General features: G+C 49.0%; 13 protein-coding genes. 8 read left to right on the forward strand and 5 right to left on the reverse strand.

All coding sequences use genetic code 11. The annotated features are described in order from the left end of the window. Positions 1 to 74: 74 nt before the first annotated feature. Positions 75 to 1,367 carry an NCS2 family permease gene (locus BM185_RS00225; RefSeq protein WP_091957590.1) on the forward strand — a complete coding sequence of 431 codons (1,293 nt, stop codon included), beginning with the start codon at positions 75 to 77 and terminating at the stop codon, positions 1,365 to 1,367. Between the two features lie 3 nt (positions 1,368 to 1,370). On the opposite strand, the gene trhA is transcribed toward BM185_RS00225, so the two are convergent. Next, positions 1,371 to 1,988: a PAQR family membrane homeostasis protein TrhA gene (trhA, locus tag BM185_RS00230; protein ID WP_091957591.1), complete on the reverse strand. Its 618-nt coding sequence runs from the start codon at positions 1,986 to 1,988 to the stop codon at positions 1,371 to 1,373. Between the two features lie 54 nt (positions 1,989 to 2,042). Here trhA and queF point away from each other — a divergent pair, with 54 nt between their 5' ends. Both queF and BM185_RS00240 read left to right on the forward strand, forming a co-directional pair. Continuing rightward, on the forward strand, positions 2,043 to 2,867 hold the full coding sequence (gene queF / locus BM185_RS00235; protein WP_091957594.1) for an NADPH-dependent 7-cyano-7-deazaguanine reductase QueF: 825 nt from the start codon (positions 2,043 to 2,045) through the stop codon (positions 2,865 to 2,867). A gap of 16 nt (positions 2,868 to 2,883) precedes the next feature. Next, positions 2,884 to 3,894, forward strand: coding sequence for an adenosine deaminase (locus tag BM185_RS00240; RefSeq protein WP_091957597.1), 1,011 nt, complete (start codon positions 2,884 to 2,886; stop codon positions 3,892 to 3,894). Here the strand turns inward: BM185_RS00240 and BM185_RS00245 are convergent. From BM185_RS00245 to BM185_RS00260, 4 genes are all read right to left on the reverse strand, one after another. Beyond that, positions 3,889 to 4,458: a phosphatase PAP2 family protein gene (locus BM185_RS00245; RefSeq protein WP_091957600.1), complete on the reverse strand. Its 570-nt coding sequence runs from the start codon at positions 4,456 to 4,458 to the stop codon at positions 3,889 to 3,891. The two genes, BM185_RS00240 and BM185_RS00245, sit on opposite strands and share 6 nt — an antisense overlap. Continuing rightward, positions 4,403 to 5,590 carry a glycosyltransferase family 4 protein gene (locus BM185_RS00250; RefSeq protein WP_091957602.1) on the reverse strand — a complete coding sequence of 396 codons (1,188 nt, stop codon included), beginning with the start codon at positions 5,588 to 5,590 and terminating at the stop codon, positions 4,403 to 4,405. Before BM185_RS00250 ends, BM185_RS00245 begins: the two co-directional genes overlap by 56 nt. Before the next feature lie 279 nt (positions 5,591 to 5,869). Continuing rightward, on the reverse strand, positions 5,870 to 6,865 hold the full coding sequence (locus BM185_RS00255; protein WP_091957605.1) for a response regulator: 996 nt from the start codon (positions 6,863 to 6,865) through the stop codon (positions 5,870 to 5,872). Then, a complete protein-coding gene (locus BM185_RS00260) occupies positions 6,858 to 10,565 on the reverse strand; it encodes a PAS domain S-box protein (protein WP_091957607.1) in 3,708 nt (1,235 codons plus the stop codon). Before BM185_RS00260 ends, BM185_RS00255 begins: the two co-directional genes overlap by 8 nt. Before the next feature lie 88 nt (positions 10,566 to 10,653). Here BM185_RS00260 and BM185_RS00265 point away from each other — a divergent pair, with 88 nt between their 5' ends. From BM185_RS00265 to BM185_RS00285, 5 genes are all read left to right on the forward strand, one after another. Continuing rightward, positions 10,654 to 11,403, forward strand: coding sequence for a TSUP family transporter (locus BM185_RS00265; protein WP_091957610.1), 750 nt, complete (start codon positions 10,654 to 10,656; stop codon positions 11,401 to 11,403). Between the two features lie 132 nt (positions 11,404 to 11,535). After that, entirely contained in the window at positions 11,536 to 12,399 is an 864-nt protein-coding gene (locus BM185_RS00270) for a phosphate/phosphite/phosphonate ABC transporter substrate-binding protein (RefSeq protein ID WP_091957613.1), read from the forward strand. A 62-nt stretch (positions 12,400 to 12,461) separates the two neighbouring features. Beyond that, positions 12,462 to 13,268 carry a phosphonate ABC transporter ATP-binding protein gene (locus tag BM185_RS00275; RefSeq protein WP_091957615.1) on the forward strand — a complete coding sequence of 269 codons (807 nt, stop codon included), beginning with the start codon at positions 12,462 to 12,464 and terminating at the stop codon, positions 13,266 to 13,268. Positions 13,269 to 13,290: 22 nt separating this feature from the next. Continuing rightward, positions 13,291 to 14,094 (forward strand): phosphonate ABC transporter, permease protein PhnE, encoded by an 804-nt coding sequence (gene phnE / locus BM185_RS00280; protein WP_091957619.1) that lies wholly within the window; start codon positions 13,291 to 13,293, stop codon positions 14,092 to 14,094. A 112-nt stretch (positions 14,095 to 14,206) separates the two neighbouring features. Then, positions 14,207 to 16,726 carry a chemotaxis protein CheB gene (locus BM185_RS00285; protein ID WP_091957621.1) on the forward strand — a complete coding sequence of 840 codons (2,520 nt, stop codon included), beginning with the start codon at positions 14,207 to 14,209 and terminating at the stop codon, positions 16,724 to 16,726. The last annotated feature ends 31 nt before the right edge of the window (positions 16,727 to 16,757 follow it).

Genomic DNA, 16,757 nt, shown 5'->3' on the forward strand with positions numbered 1-16,757 from the left:
TTTTCGTCGGTCGGGGTTGCTCATCTCTGGCTGGCCGTTAAAATGCCCGCTTCATTTAGCAAAGGTCTAATGCGATGCTTGAACGCCTCTTTCAACTTACTGCTCATCAAACTTCCGTGAAGACAGAGGTTTTGGCCGGGGTTACCACCTTCCTGACCATGGCCTATATTATCTTCGTTAACCCTACCATGCTGGCTCAAACAGGTATGGACCAGGGCGCGGTTTTTGTCGCTACCTGCCTGGCAGCGGCTATTGGCTGTCTAATCATGGGGCTGTGGGCCAATTACCCCATCGCTCTTGCACCAGGAATGGGCCTGAATGCCTTTTTTACTTATGGTGTGGTTTTGGGAATGGGGTATTCCTGGGAGGTGGCTCTAGGGGCTATTTTCCTGTCAGGCGTGCTCTTCGTACTGATTAGTATCTTCAAGATTCGTGAATGGGTGATCAACTCCATTCCTTCCTCGCTGAAGCTGGGCATAGCAGCAGGTATTGGCTTGTTTTTGGCAATCATTGCCTTGAAAAATGCAGGCATAGTCGTTGAGCATCCGGCCACTCTGGTTACCCTGGGTGATTTATCGAACCCCGCAGCCATTTACGGCTTTATGGGCTTTTTCGTGATTGCTGCCCTGGCCTACATGAAGGTTACTGGTGCGGTCATGCTGGGGATTTTGGGTGTCACCCTGGTGGCGATGCTGTTAGGCCACAATGAGTTCGGTGGCGTGGTTTCCATGCCGCCTTCGATAGCACCTACTTTTATGGCAATGGATATTGCCGGTGCTTTTGAAGTGGCGATGATTAGTGTCATCTTTGCTTTTCTGTTTGTTGACCTCTTTGATACTTCCGGGACTCTGATTGGTGTGGCTGAGCGTGGCAAGCTTCTGGATAAAGACGGCAAACTGCCCCGTATTAAGAAGGCCTTGCTGGCGGATTCTTCTGCAACGGTTATCGGCTCGGCTCTGGGTACTTCTTCAACCACCAGCTATATTGAAAGTGCTTCGGGTGTAGCAGCCGGTGGACGTACCGGTCTGACCGCTGTTGTAGTTGCAGGCCTTTTCCTGGTCAGTCTGTTTTTTGCTCCTCTGGCTGGCTCTATTCCTGCCTATGCAACTGCTGGCGCTCTTTTGTATGTCGCTGTGTTGATGACGGGCAGCCTTTCCAAAGTCGACTGGGAAGATGTCTCTGAAGCGGCTCCGGTATTGATTGCAGCCTTGACCATGCCACTGACTTTTTCGATTGCCCACGGCATTGCATTGGCTTTTGTCAGCTATGCGGCTATCAAGCTCTTTTCGGGCCAGGGCAAGCAGGTCAGCATTAGTGTTTATGTTTTGGCTGCTTTGTTTGTCGTTAAGTTTGTGTTCTTTCCTTAATTCTCAAAGAACATAAAAAAGGATGGCCAGGTAGTGCAGCAAGCTGCCGGCCATCACAAAGAGATGCCAGATGCCGTGCCAATGCAGGAAGCGGTCGTCAAAGGCATAAAAGATAATGCCCAGAGTATAAAAAAGCCCACCTGCCGTAAGTAGTGCAAACCCAGCCATGCCCAAGGCTTCAATCAGGGGTTTAACGGCAACCAAAACAATCCAGCCCATCACGGCGTAAATGACTATGGAAAGCACCCGGGCTTCGGATCGGGGTTTGATCTCTTGTAGCATTCCAGCTATGGCCAATCCCCAGACAATACCAAACAGCGTCCAACCCCAGGGTCCGCGAAGGGTGACCAGGCAAAAAGGGGTGTAGCTACCGGCAATGAGCAAATAGATGGAAAGGTGATCAAGCTTTTGCAGCAGCTTTTTAATCGGGCCTCTTAGGCTGTGATAGAGGGTGGAGCTGATGTAAAGGATAAAGAGGGCAGTACCATAGATGGTCACGCTGGTCACCTTCCAGGGATCTGCTTGCAGTGCGGCCAGGACGATCAGAACCAGAGCACCAATGAGTGCCAGACAAGCACCAATCAGGTGGGTCCAGGCATTGAATTTTTCACCGTAATACATGCTTTAAAATGTTATCCTCAAGCTTCATTTGTTTTCGGTTCAGGTTCTTCGGTCATGCATTCACCCAGAGTAGAAACCTCGCCCTTGGGCAAAGAAACTCAGTATATCAATCAGTATACTTCAGAAGTATTATACCCCCTACCTCGTCAGCAAGGCCGCAGCAGCCTGGGCCTAAGTGCTGGCAAGCTGCCTTTCCAGGGTGTCGATATCTGGAATGCCTATGAGCTTTCCTGGCTTAACAGCAAGGGCAAGCCGTTGGTGCGTCTGGCGGAATTTCATTTTCCTGCAACGTCCAGTCATATCATTGAATCCAAATCCTTCAAGCTCTATTTGAACTCGTTTAACCTGACCCGCTTTGCCAGTGAGGAAGAGGTTTTGGCGAGACTGACTCAGGACCTCTCCCAGGCCTCAGGCAGCGAAGTTCAAGTCATCCTGCATCCGGCTGATTACGGTCTTCCTGTTCGCCCTTTGGAAGGTGAGTGTCTGGATGATTTGGATATTGAAGTGAACCATTATACCCCGGCACCTGAGCTGTTGAAGGTGACCAGTGATGAGGTGGTTGAAGAAACCCTGGTTAGTCATTTGCTTAAATCCAACTGTCCGGTTACCGGGCAGCCGGATTGGGCCAGTGTTCAAATTCATTACAAGGGTCCAAAAATTGATCCTGAATCTCTGCTGGCCTATTTGATTTCGTACCGTGAAAAGGGCGACTTTCACGAACACTGTGTTGAAGAAATCTTCGTTGATCTTTTGCGTTTATGCCAATGCCAGCAACTGACCGTCTATGCACGCTATTTGCGCCGTGGAGGGCTAGATATTAACCCCTGGCGTTCGACCCTGTCGGTGGAGCCGCCTAATCCCCGTCAAGCTCGCCAATAAGAATTTTGAGGTGCTTATGAAATCCGAATTGCTAGAACTTGCCGAAAAAATGCCCAAGGCCGAACTGCATTTGCATATTGAAGGTAGCCTTGAGCCTGAATTGGTCTTCAAACTGGCTAAGCGAAATAATGTGCGGCTGAACTATGCCAGTGTTGATGAACTGAAAGCGGCTTATTCTTTCAACAATCTGCAGGAGTTTCTGGATGTTTACTATGCGGGTATGTCGGTACTTCTGACCGAAGATGATTTTTATGATCTGACCTGGGCCTATTTAAAGCGTGTGCACGAGGACAGAGTTGTTCATGTTGAGATCTTTTTTGACCCCCAGGCGCATTTGGAAAGAGGCGTTCCTCTGAGTATTCAGTTGGCTGGTATTCATGGTGCTTTGGAAGCCGGTAAGGCGACCCTGGGAATTAGCTATCGCTTGATTCTGTCGTTCCTAAGGCACTTGTCAGAAGAGAGTGCTTTAGAAACCTTGCAGTTGGCCCGGCCCTACCTGAACCAGCTGGATGGCTTTGGTCTTGATTCTTCGGAAAAGGGGCATCCACCGGAAAAATTTGCGCGGGTTTTTGCTGAATGCAAGAAGCTGGGTAAACCCATTACTGTTCATGCCGGTGAGGAAGGTCCTCCTGAGTATGTCTGGCAAGCTCTGGATCAGTTAGAGGTGGATCGGATTGATCATGGTAACCGTGCGCTGGAGGATGACGCCCTGGTTCAACGTTTGGTCGCTACAGGTCAAACGCTGACGGTTTGCCCGCTTTCCAACTTAAAACTTTGTGTTGTTGATTCGATGCAGGACCACCCCCTGGTCACCATGTTGGAGAAAGGGCTCAAGGCAACGGTTAACTCGGATGATCCCGCTTATTTTGGCGGCTATATGATGGATAACTACCGGGCTGTGATTGACCAACTTCCTCTGACCCGTGAACACCTGCATCAGCTGGCACGCAATGCTTTTGCCGGCTCCTGGCTGAGTGAAGCCGATAAGAAAAAGCACTTGGCTGAAGTCGATGCGGTTTTCTCATAGGGGTAGTGGCAGATGAATGGCCAGACTCAAGCGTGCCAGCAGCCAGCCCAAGAGAGCACCAACCAGGACATCGGAAGGATAATGCAGACCCAATACCAAGCGGGATAAGGCAATTAGTAGAGTAAAGCCAAGTAACCAAGGAGCCAGGGAAGGCAGGGCGGCGATTAGGAGTGTTGAAAAGGCAACGGCATGCAGGGTATGACCAGAAGGAAAGCTGTACTTATCAAGTGGTGGCATCCTGGCCTGAATCGCATCACTGGCATCACAAGGTCTCAGGCGACTGGTTGAACGCTTGAGTAGCAAATAAATCCAGGTGCAAAAGAGGCCGCTGACCGCCAGTTGCAAAGTCAGCATTAGGCCCGCCCAACCAAACATCAAGGGTAACAGCAAGAACACTGTATACCAGATCAAGCCATCTCCCAGGCGACTAATCAAGCGGAAGGGCTGACAGACCAGTGGCCAAACACTGCAAAAATTTAGCCAGCGACCCAATTCCAAATCCAGGCGTTCACATTTTACGATCCAACTGGGGCGTTCTAGCGGTGGGTTGTGTTTTATACTCATGGGTTCTTCCCCCTTGCAGGTTAGCCATCAATAGCTGATAAAAACGCTCAATTACTTCTTCCCAGCCACGCTGTTGCATGCTCTGGAAAGCCAAGCGACCGGTTACTAAACGCAGGTGCTCCTCCTCAGCCATACGCAAGGAGGCATTCACAAACCCAGACTCACCTTCATCAAGACTGACCAGCCAGCCGCTTTGCCCATTACGAATCAATTCCCTGGCAGCGGCGCGATCGAAAGCCACAACAGGCAGACCACTGGCTAGCGCTTCAGCAACCACATTGCCGTAGGTCTCTGTCAGACTGGGGAAGAGAAACAAGTCCAGGTTGGCGTAGAAGTTGGCAAGTGCCTCGCCCTGTTGGCAGCCGACTTGAATGGCTGAAGGACAGTGCTTACTGATTTCAGTTTCCCAAGGGCCTTCGCCAACTAAGAGTAAGCGGGCTCTGGGATGATTTTTTTCAATGGCTGCAAAGCTCTTAAGCAACAAAGGAAGGTTTTTTTCACCGGCAAGTCGGCCCACATAGCCGACCAAAAGGTCTTCTTCAGCAACGCCGAGTTCTTTTCGAAAGCTCAAGCTACGCCTATCCGGATGAAATAGCTGAGTATCAACGCCACGCCCCAGAAGGTCGACTTCTCCAAAACCCTGTTGAATTAATTCCTGCTGCTGTTGATAAGACGGTGTGAGGGTCAGATGGGACGCTTTATGAAAAGCTTTCAGATAGGCCTGCAGGGGCTTTTTCAGCCAGCCCAGCCGGTAATGCTGTAAATACTGGTCAAAATTGGTATGAAAACCAGTAATCACCGGAATCTTCCTGCGTCTTGCATAGCGCAGTGCATCCAGGCCCAAGGGCCCTTCGGTGGCGATATAAAAAATATCAGGTGGATGGCCGCGCCAGTAATTTTTGGTTCGACCCGGTAGCTTCCAGCCGAACTTCAGCGTGTTATAACCGGGGAGTTGATGCCCTGCCGCCTGCCAGCTGGAAAGTCCGGCAAAGCTGGCATCGGTGACTCCTGGCCAAACCAGATCCACTTCAACTCCCTTACTGATCAGACCACGACAAAGCTGGCCTAGCGTCTTGCTGACGCCATTGATATCGGGAAGAAAGGTTTCGGTAATCATAGCCAAGCGCATCATTAAATCCTGTTGTTTACTTGGCTTGCAGTGTGCAAAACTCGGATGACAGTCAGGCGACTAAATCCTTAAGCTTCTGTGACAAGGCATTTCATCAACCCGTCATCATTGAGCCACCAGCTTGCCATTCTGTCATGTGGGCTGAGGGGTCATGCAGAAGGACGTTCGTATCAAGAACATAGAGGCGGGTTGCTTTCTTTTCCAGTCTCACCATGAACAGATCTCCTAGATGTCAGGGTGATTTCAGACTGGCTGTTCTTGATGACAGAATGATGACTCTTCTTAGGAGTCTGAGCGGGTTTCCTGCCACTGGTCACGGATTTCCAAAATTGTCGGCAGACAGTTGTTGAAGGCTTCGACAATCCTGGGGTCAAAATGCTTGCCGGTTTCTTGTTGAATCAGGTCTAAGGCAGCTTCTACCGTCCAGGCTTTTTTGTAGGGCCGTTCTGAAGTTAGGGCATCAAAGACATCAGCCAGAGCGACAATACGCGCTTCCAGCGGAATGGCTTCACCTTTTAAGCCCTGTGGGTAGCCGCTGCCATCCCATTTTTCATGATGGTGTAAAGCTATACTGTGGGCCAGTTGCAGCAGCCTGGAGCCATCTTCACCGATGATTTCCGCGCCAATTTGAGTGTGGGTTTTCATGACTTCCCATTCTTCTGCATCCAGCTTGCCGGGTTTGCGAAGTATCGAGTCAGGTATGCCTATTTTGCCAACATCATGCATGGGCGCTGCATTGAGTAATTCTTCAGCATCCTTTTCACTGAATCCCAGGTGATGCGCCAGTACCTGAGAGTAAAGGCTCATCCGAATGACATGCAGGCCAGTTTCATTGTCCTTGTATTCAGCTGCTCGTCCGAGACGCTGGACGACGGCCAGGCGGGTTTTTTTAAGCTCTTCAAGACGGACCAGAGAAAGGTGGTTTTTAACTCTGGCCTTAACCACCGGGGGGCTAACGGGCTTGGTTAAATAATCCACGGCTCCCAGTTCAAAACCAAAGGATTCATTTTCTGCATCGGATAGAGCCGTGACGAAGATAACGGGAAGAGCTGCCGTTTGTTCATTTGCTTTGAGTTGCTGGCAAACATCATGACCGGAAAGTCCAGGCATCATGACATCCAGCAAAATAAGGTCGGGTTCTTCTTGCTGTGCCAGCTGCAGTGCACGTTCACCGGATCTTGCAAAAAGAAGACGATAGTCTGCTTCAAGAATATTTTTAAGCACTTGCAGGTTAACAGGCTCGTCATCTACGAGGAGTAGGGTTTTTTGATCAGTCATGATCAGCCTCTTGTTGGAAAACTTCTTGTTGGTAATTCAGCAGACATTCAGCTGCTTTTTCAAGTTCGAACTCTTCAATCAACTGGCGCACTTCGTTCACTAGTTTGCCAGGTAAGTGAGTGGCCAAGGCTTCCAGATGCGCGCTGGCGGTTTCACCCTGTTGATACAGCTGAATCAGCTGAGTTAAGGCTTGGTGATCAGCCGCTCCCAGTTCTGGTCTGTTAGCCGAAGTGTCCGTTTTGGATGATTCTAGCATAGCCTCTTCCTGTGCATCAGCTTGGCTGAGGGCCTGCTGGCAAGCGGCTAATTCTTCAAAGAGTCGATGGGAGGCCGGAAGCTTTTTGTCCTTTAAGGCTTGCTCCAGTTCTGCAAAGGTTTTGGCCAAACGCGGTAAACCGAGATTGGCAACCAAGCCTTTTAAACGATGCATTTCTGCTGTTGCCCGTTGGGGGTTTTCCAATAAAAGTTTTTCCAGTGCTTGGGGTTGATGGTCGGGTTCTTTCAAGAAACGCTGAATGGCTTTCTCCTGAGCCTGCTGGCTACCCCAAAGCTGGCGGCCGGTTTCAGAGTCTAGAATCAGATGGTCTGTTGATTTTTTAGACGATGAAGTGGGTAAGGTGTTAATGCCCAGTACCCTGGCTACTTCATTTAAGAGCTGGTGAATAATCAGCGGTTTGCTGGCAAAGCCGTTCATTCCTGCATCTATTGCCAGACGGCGGTCTTCTTCCATCACACTGGCTGTTAAGGCGATAACAGGAAGCGGTTCCCGGTGTTGGGCTTTTTCCCAGGCCCGTAAAGCCTGGGTGGCTTGGTGACCGTCCATTTCAGGCATTTGTACATCCATGAGGACTAAGTCAAAAGGCTGTTGCTGACAGAGCTCCAGAGCCTGGCGTCCATTTTCTGCTGTGGTGACCTGATGCCCTCTTTTTTCCAGTAGAGTCTGAATCAGTTGTAGGTTTTGGGGAACATCATCAGCAATAAGCAAGGAGAGAGATGGTAATTCAGGCTCCTGCTCAGAGGTTTGTTCAATATCTGTAGGCTGCCCGAGTGTGAGGGGTAGATAGAGGCGGAAGCAGGAACCGACTCCCACCTCACTGCTTACTTCCAGCTTGCCACCCATCAGTTCAGCCAACTGTTTGGAAATGGTCGTGCCCAAGCCTGTACCGCCAAAACGTCGCGTCATACTGGCATCTGCCTGGGCAAAGGGATCAAAAATTTTATCCAGGCGGTCTGGAGGTATGCCGATACCTGTGTCCCTAACTTCTATAAGTACGCCCTTACCCCGTTCATGCGGCCTGGCATGAAGGTGAATTTCACCCTGTTCAGTGAATTTGACGGCATTGGAAAGCAGGTTGGTCAGTATCTGGCGAATTCTTAGGGTATCGCCTTTAAAAAATGCGGAAAGCTGTTCGGAATAGTCTAAATGCAGAGTCAGCCCTTTTTTTGAAACCATCAGGCCAAAGCTGGTTTGAAGCTGTTTGCAAATATCCAGCAGTGAAAAGTCCCGATTTTCCAGTTCGGTGACGCCGCTGTCCAGCTTGGCTGTGTCGAGGATACTGTTGAGAAGACTGAGTAGAGAGCCAGCCGAGCTGCGAACACTGTTCAGATGCTCTCTTTGTTGTTTGGAAAGCGAGGTATCCAGTACCAAGTCAGTGAAGCCCAGGATGGAGTTCATGGGTGTGCGAATTTCATGGCTCATATTGGCCAGAAAGCTACTTTTGGCAGCGGCGGCCTCTTCAGCTCTTTCCTTGGCATCCACTAATTCTATTTCCATTTGTCGACGCTGAGTTAGGTCTGAACAGAGTTCGATAACTCTTAGCTCTTCATCCATGGGACTGGGAACCGGGCAGAGTGAAATGCGCACCCAGCGTGTTTGGCCATCTTTACCAACACGGGCGCACTCACTTTGTACCAGTTCACCAGCGCGAACCGCGTCCCAAAGTTCTTGCATAGCTTCAATCTGGGCTGGTTCAGTCGAGCCTAATTCATGGTAGTTGGTGCCATTCAGCTCACCGGGTTGATAACCCAGAATTTGGGTGTAGTTTGCATTGGCTCGGCGAATGCGGCCGCAGGCATCCAGCTCACAAACCCCTGTGGCATCGTCAACCGCTCTGAGTAAAGCTGAAAACTCAGCATTTCGCTTCTTGGCATCGGTAATATCAAGCAGAACGCCATCAATCCATTGCAGTTGATCCGCTTCATCCCTAACCCCAGTTGCTGATTCGGAAACCCAGTGGTAGTGACCTTGTTTATGCTTTAAACGATATTCCAGAGTATAAGAGCGGCGTTTTGCTAAAGCGTCATCAATGGTTTGATTAACCAGTTCCATATCATCAGGATGAATCAAGTTGACTAGATGGATACGACCTTTCAGAAAATCTTCTTGCTGCCAGCCGGTTAGTTCTTCAATGGATTCACTGATGAAAATGGCACTCCAGTGTTCATCAATCCTGCAGCGAAAGGTAACACCTGGAATATTGTCAATCAGGGTTCGGTATTGTTTTTCACGCTCTTGGAGGGCCTGTTCCATGGCATGACGTTCACTGATATCAGTGATAAAACCGACAAAGTGACTCGTCTTGCCAACACGGGATTCACCAATAGCCAGGCGAATAGGAACTTCATGGCCATCCTTATGCAAAGCCATCACCTCACGGCCTTTACCAATAATTTTTGCTTGGCCGGTTTTCAGATAGTTTTCAAGATAAGAATCATGCTGGCTATGGTGAGGTTCAGGCATTAGCTGGCTAACATTGCGGCCCAGAATTTCAGAGGCAGGGTAACCGAGAATACGTTCAGCGGCCTTGTTGTAACTTTCAATTTTACCCTTTTCGGAAATGCTGATTAGACCATCAACTGCAGTATCGAAAATAGCTTCTAGGTAGGCGGTGGTTTCTTGGCTTTTGCGATAGAGTTCACGATATCTGATCAAGGCATTGATACCAGTGATCAGGATTCCAATCAGGAGAGAGACTCCAGCGACAGTCAAGCCCAATGCAAATTGGTTATTGTGATCTGGGCTGCTTATTAAGGGTTGGCCTTCAATGACGACATAGCGTGCGGCATGCATGGCAGTGTAATGCATACCACTGATTGCAAAACCCATCACTACCGCAGCGATTAGGCGAATCTGGTAGCTTGGTAGTAGCAAATGCCGTAAACCAAAGCTGATCCACAAAGCCAGCATAGCCAGTAAGGCGGCAATAACGATGGAAAGTAAAAACCAGCTAGGGTCATAGCGAAGCTGAACCTCCATAACCATGGCACCCATACCCAAGTAATGCATGCTGCCAATACCTAATCCCACAATTAACCCACCCAAGAGAAGGCGAGAGATGGTTAAAGTGGCTTTAGCCAAAAGATTAAGGGCTATCCAGGCGGCAAGAAGGCTGGGTAGCATAGATAAAGCGGTGATCAAAGGGTCATAGTGAATATTAATGGGAAGCTCGAAAGCGAGCATGCCAATGAAGTGCATTGCCCAAACCCCGGCACCCAAAGCCAGGGCACCGGATATCAAGTGGAGGCGACGCATAGAGCCAAGCATTCGGGAACGTGCGGCGGCTGCCAGGGTTAAAGCCGAGTAAGAAGCAATGATTGCAATCAGAATGGAAACTAGAGTAAGACCCAGATGATGATGCCCATGGATCAGTTCTACTACTGCGGAATCACGAATAAAAAACTGGGATAACCAAGCAGGCATGATCTAGCTCCAAGCCAAAGAATTTATAAGATTATAAAACACCTGGCTTGCTTTGAGTTAAGCTTTGGGCTTTTTTGGGGAGAATTCCTTGGAAATCACGTTTGAGATACTGGCTTGGTTGTTTTTGGCTGCTTTCCTGGCCGGCTTTATCGATACTCTTGCCGGTGGTGGTGGTTTGATTACCATTCCTGCTTTGTTGCTTGCGGGTGCCGCCCCGTTGGAAGCCTTGGCGACAAATAAACTGCAAAGCGTGTTTGGGGTTTTTACCGCTTCCTTAACCTTGTTTAGACGCAAACTCCTGGTTTGGTCTGAGATGCGGGGGGTTTTTCTGGCTGCCTTGATCGGTTCCGCTTTAGGGGCTGGGTCTGTGCATTTTATTAATCCTGATCTTCTTGATTGGGCGATTCCCCTCGTCCTGGCGGGTATCGCTTTTTACTATCTACTGGCTCCAAAAGCAGGCGATTTCTCCACGCGTCCACGCATCGGTGAAGGCTGGTATCGTAAAGCAGTGGTTCCGGTGATCGGTTTTTATGACGGTATGTTTGGCCCCGGAACCGGCTCCTTTTTTGCAACCTCAGCAGTGGCTTTAAGGGGTTATAGCCTGCTCGATGCCACAGTGCGAGCCAAATTGTTGAACTTTGCGACCAACTTAGCAGCCTGCGGCGTTTTTATTTTCGGTGGACAAGTTCTTTGGTTGGCAGGCTTGGTTATGTTGATCGGTCAGGTGCTAGGCGCTTGGTTAGGGACTCATGCAGTAATCCGTGGTGGTAGTCGTTTGATTAAGCCGTTATTGGTCACCGTCTGCCTGGTGATGCTAGCGCGCTATTTTTGGCAATAACCCTCTATTTCACGTTTTCGTCATTAACGGGTCAATTCTTCTTAACGCTTCTGTCATCTTTCTACTTCAAGGTAAGCACATTGCTGCAAGGATGCACTGTTTTTACTAACTGTTAATCCTTGGAGTAGAAAGATGAAGTTGAAAGCTCTTGTCTCTGGCGTTTTTGCTGTTTCCACCCTGTTTGCCACTTCGGCGCTGGCGGGTCCTCAGTCTTGCCCTTCCACCTTGCGTTTTGCCGATACCGGCATTGAGGGCATGGAAGAAATGGTGCGCACCTACCACCAGTTTCAGGAAAAGCTGGGCGGTATCCTCGATATCAATATCGAATTCTTCCCGGTCAGTGATCGCACGGCTACGGTTAACGCTCTGCAATTTGAGCAGGTAGATATGATTCTGGCTGGTCCTTCTGAATATGCGGTAATGCGTGCGCGTCAGGATGTAAAAATGATGGTCGGCATTGAGCGTACCGAATATGGCACGGCCTTTGTCGTCCATGAAGACAGTGGTATTTACAGCCTGGAAGACCTGCGTGGTAAGCACATTGCCATGAAAGACCCTGGTTCCACTACCGGGCACATCATCCCCTCAATGATGCTTAATGAAGCCGGTTTTGACATTGATCGCGACCTGCGCATTTCTTTGCTGGATGGTGCTCGCTTTGAAGCCCTGGTCAATCGTGATGTCGATGCCATGGGCAGCGGTGTGCGTGATGTCGCCCGCCTTGAAGAGCGTGATCCTAATGGTCGTTACCGGGTCATTGCTGAAAGTGACACCATGCCGCGCGATATCTTTGTTGCCCGTGGTGGCATCAGTGATGCTTGTGTTGCCTATGTCAGCGAGAAGATGTACGAGCATGGCGATGCCTTGATGGATGCGATTCTTGGCCCAGGCGAACGTCGTAAATATGTTGGTTCACGCTTTGTAAATGATCTCACCGAAGACGAGTATGACCGGATTACTGAAGCCTATGCACTGGTTGGTTTTCCTCTGAATTAATTCGTTATTCAGGTCAAGCGGCCCGATCTTGATCGGGCCTTTTAAGATTCAGTGAGGTGAAAATGTCCGAGATTAAAGTGAGCGGTTTGCACAAGAGTTTTGGCAAGGTCCATGTGCTTCGTGGGTTGGATTTTGAAGTTCAGAAGGGTGAAGGGGTCATTCTTCTGGGGGCCAATGGCTGTGGCAAATCCACCTTAATGCGTTCTATCTGCGGTTTGACGCCGACCGATCAGGGAGAAATCCTGATTCAGGATCAATCCCTACAAAAAGCATCTCGACGCAAGGTGATGGCTATGCGCAACAAGGTGGGTGTGGTTTTTCAAAAATTCAACCTGGTTGGCAACCTAAGTGTTTTTCAAAATGTTCTCTATGGTGCCTTGGGTTCCAGTCGTTGGGGCCTGCTGGGCTGCATGGGGCCTTTTGCCAGCCAGGAAAAGCGCGAAAAGGTGATGGCTTGTCTGGAAAGAGTCAGTCTTGCTGACAAGGCTGACCGTAAAGCTGAAGAGCTTTCGGGTGGACAACAGCAGCGCGTTGCTATTGCCCGCATGCTGATGCAGGAACCAGAAATTGTTTTGGCTGATGAGCCTATTGCCAGCCTGGACCCCAAATCAGGTCAGGAAGTAATGGAGCTGCTTTGGGACGTGGTGCAAGAGCAGGGTTTAACGGTGATCTGCACTCTGCATCAACTGGATATTGCCCTTCAGTATGGTGAACGCTTTATAGGCATGAAGGCGGGCCAGGTGGATATAGATGCTCGCAAAGGCGCGATAACCAAGGCAGAGCTGGAAGGTCTTTACAGGGGTCAGGTGCGGGTTGATGCCCCTGAAAACTGGAAGGGCGTGTCTGAACTCCAGACTTCCGCTGCTTGATCGATTATTGGAAATAAATAGCATGTCTAAAGTAGATTTGGGAGCCTTCAAGGCTCCAGCACGTTTTACCTCGCCTTCAATTTTTACCTGGGTAGTGATCATCACTTTTGCTGCCTTTTTTATTCAGGGCTTTGCTTCAGCCGATATTAATGGTGCCCGCATGCTGCAGGGGGTTAACAACCTGGGTGGTTTTTTTGCTCAGGCTTGGCCTCCAAATACCAGCCGCCTGGAACCCATTATGTGGGCCATGCTGGAAACCCTGAATATGGCTATTGTTGGGGTGTTTTTCGGAGTTTTGCTTAGCCTGCCCTTTGCACTTCTTTGTTCACGAAATACCTCGCCGAATGCGGTGGTGCGCTGGGTTAGTCGAATGATCGTGGCAACGCTGCGTACTGTGCCTGATCTGGTTTGGGCCTTGATCTTTGTGGTGGCGGTAGGCCTGGGGCCTTTAGCCGGGATATTGGCAATCATCATGGATACCATAGGTTTTTGCGCGCGCTTTTTTTCGGAGCGCATCGAAGAAATTCGTCCCGGCCCTTCCGAAGCTTTAAGCTCAACGGGTGCTGGCCGTATGTCAGTGATTTTTGGAGCCATTATTCCTGAGTCCATGGCTTCCATTACCGCAACCAGTCTCTATAGTATTGAAAAAGCCATTCGTTCAGCCGTGGTTTTGGGACTAGTGGGTGCGGGGGGGATAGGCGTAGAGCTTTCAACCTCTATGCGCATGTTCCGCTTTGATCAGGCGATGACGATTATTCTGGTTATCCTGGTAGTGGTGATCGCAGTAGAGCAGGTTTCATCGGCCATACGTAAGCGAATTATCTGAACTTAGAGTTAAGATAATGCTCAAAACCGCCTAAGTGGCGGTTTTTTTCGTTGTTAAGTTGAAAAGCAGTTTGCTAGTCTTATTTTTTATATATTTATGAAAGGGTGAACGAATGACAGATGAGTCGACGGTTTTGTCAGATTCAGAAGCAAATGAAAGTCAGAAACCCTACTGGATAGCTGTTGGTGCCTCGGCAGGTGGACTAGATGCTTTGAAAGACCTGTTGAGTGCCTTTGATACAAATATCAATGCCACCATTATTATTGCCCAGCACCTGGACCCCAAGCATCCAACGCTTTTAAAAGATCTACTCAGCCGTAGCACCCGGCTTCCAGTTCATCTGGTTGAAGAAAATATACGTCCCCAACCAGGTGAGATCTATATTATTTCGCCTGGCCACAATGCCTTGGTTGAACAAGGGCAATTGCAACTCAAACCAGCCGCTGAAGTGGGGCCCAAACCTTCAGCGAGTATGCTGATGACCAGTTTGGCTGAAGATCAGGGTGAACAATGCATCGGCGTTATTCTTTCCGGAACAGGAACGGATGGCTCTGAAGGTGTTATGGCGATCAAGTCAGCCAACGGTTTGGTCATTACCCAAAGTGAAGAAACTGCGAAGTACTCAGGGATGCCCAAAGCTGCGGTGGATACCGGCTTTGTTGACCTAACCCTGCCACCGGCTGCAATTGCCCACGAAATTCAGGATTTTATTGTTTCTGCAGGCAAAACCCTCAGTAAGCTCTCAGTGCCCAAGGTTAAATCCAGTCTGGAAAAGATTTTTCAAAGAATCTATGACCAGACCGGTTATGACTTTAGTGGCTACAAGATGAAAACGATCCAGAGGCGCATCGCAAGACGGATGGCCGTTCACAAGGTAGTGACTCTGGATGACTATGTCACTCTGTTTCTTTCTTCTGGTAAGGAAGTGGAAAGCCTGTTCAAGGACTTACTGATTTCGGTGACTTCCTTTTTCCGGGATAAACAGGCCTTTGAAGACTTGGCTCTTACTTTGGATAAGCTGCTGGAGGAAACGGAGGATCAGGATCAGCTACGTATTTGGGTTCCTGGCTGTGCCAACGGTGAAGAAGCCTACTCGATTGCCATTTTGTTGCAGCAGGCCCGTTCTCGTTTGCAAAAAGAGGTTCCTTTTCAGGTTTTCGCTACAGATATTGATGAGTTTGCATTATCCCAAGCAAGACGGGGTATTTTTAGTCAGTCTCAAGTTAAAGAAGTGCCTGACGAGCTGCTGAAGAAATATTTTACCCTTAAGGGTGACCAGTATTTCATTCAGAAGAGAATCCGTGATCAGGTGGTTTTTGCACGCCAGAATGTGATTATGGACCCACCCTTTTCACGCCTGGATTTAATCAGTTGCCGCAATCTACTCATTTACTTCTCTGCAGAGCTGCAAAAACAGGTCTTCAAGACCTTCCATTTTGCGCTGAACTCCCGAGGCTATTTGTTCCTTGGCAAGTCAGAAGCAGCTGACCCTGAGCTGTTTGAGCCTTTGGTAAAGCAAAGCCAGATTTTTGTCCGCAAGAAAACCAGTATTTCTAAGCGTAGGGACCAAGCGAGCAGTGCCGCTAGCCTCTTGGGATCGCGCAAGCATAAAGATGATCAGCAACCAGCCTTATCGCAAGAAAAGAAGAATGTGGCTGAACAGATTGATCGCATGCTGATAGAGAAGTTGTTGCCCACAGCCGCAGTGCTGGACTCTGAAGGTCAGGTAATGCACCTGCGGGGTAATGTTAGTCCGTACCTCAGCTTTCCTCAGGGCCGTATAGATACCAATATTTTGTCCCTGATTCGGGATGAGCTGAAAATTGATACCCGTGCTCTGCTACAAAAAGCGCGGCAAGAAGGTCAAGCTTCAACCCAAGCGCTTTTTTATAACCAGAACCAAGCCGAGAAAGCCCTATTTCTGAATATGAAAGAGGTTGAACTGGAAGAAAGCGGCAAGTTGTATGTGTTGACCTTTACAGAAGTTGATCTTAGTGAGGCATTTATCAGTGGCACTGGCTTGCTGAGTGAAGAAGGCCAGATCAGCAATGAAAATTTGAGACGGGAAATTAATGTCTTCAAGGAACGTTTGCAGTCGTCTATAGAAGATCTGGAAACCACCAATGAAGAGCTGCAATCGACGAACGAAGAATTACAATCGGCCAATGAGGAATTACAGTCAACGAATGAAGAGCTGCAAACAGCCAACGAAGAATTGCAGTCAACCAATGAAGAGCTTTCTACAGTTAATGAAGAACTGGAAGTCAAAACCTATGAGCTGGAGCAAGCCAATAGCCACCTTGAGAATATGCTTGCTCACATGAATGAAAACATCATTCTGGTTGATCATCGTCTCAGGGTGCAGCGCTTTACTGCTCGCGCATCTGAGTTTTTTGATTTGGTCAGCAGTGATCTGGGCCAGACGATTACTACTCTGGGCATTAATTTGGACCTGCCTAATTTTCGTCAAGCTCTCTTGAATGCAATAGAAAAGAATGCCGAAGAGGCTTTTCCGGTTAAGGTTGAAAATGAAGACCTGCTCTTGCGCTTGGTGCCCTACCAGTCCAATCACAACCAACAGGTTGAAGGGGTGATGCTGTTTTTTGAGCACAAAAGACATGCCAGGCTTTAAGGAACCTGGTTCCAAAAAGGTAGATCGAAGA

The sequence above is a fragment of the Marinospirillum celere genome, assembly GCF_900112235.1.
Lineage (GTDB): Bacteria > Pseudomonadota > Gammaproteobacteria > Pseudomonadales > Halomonadaceae > Marinospirillum > Marinospirillum celere.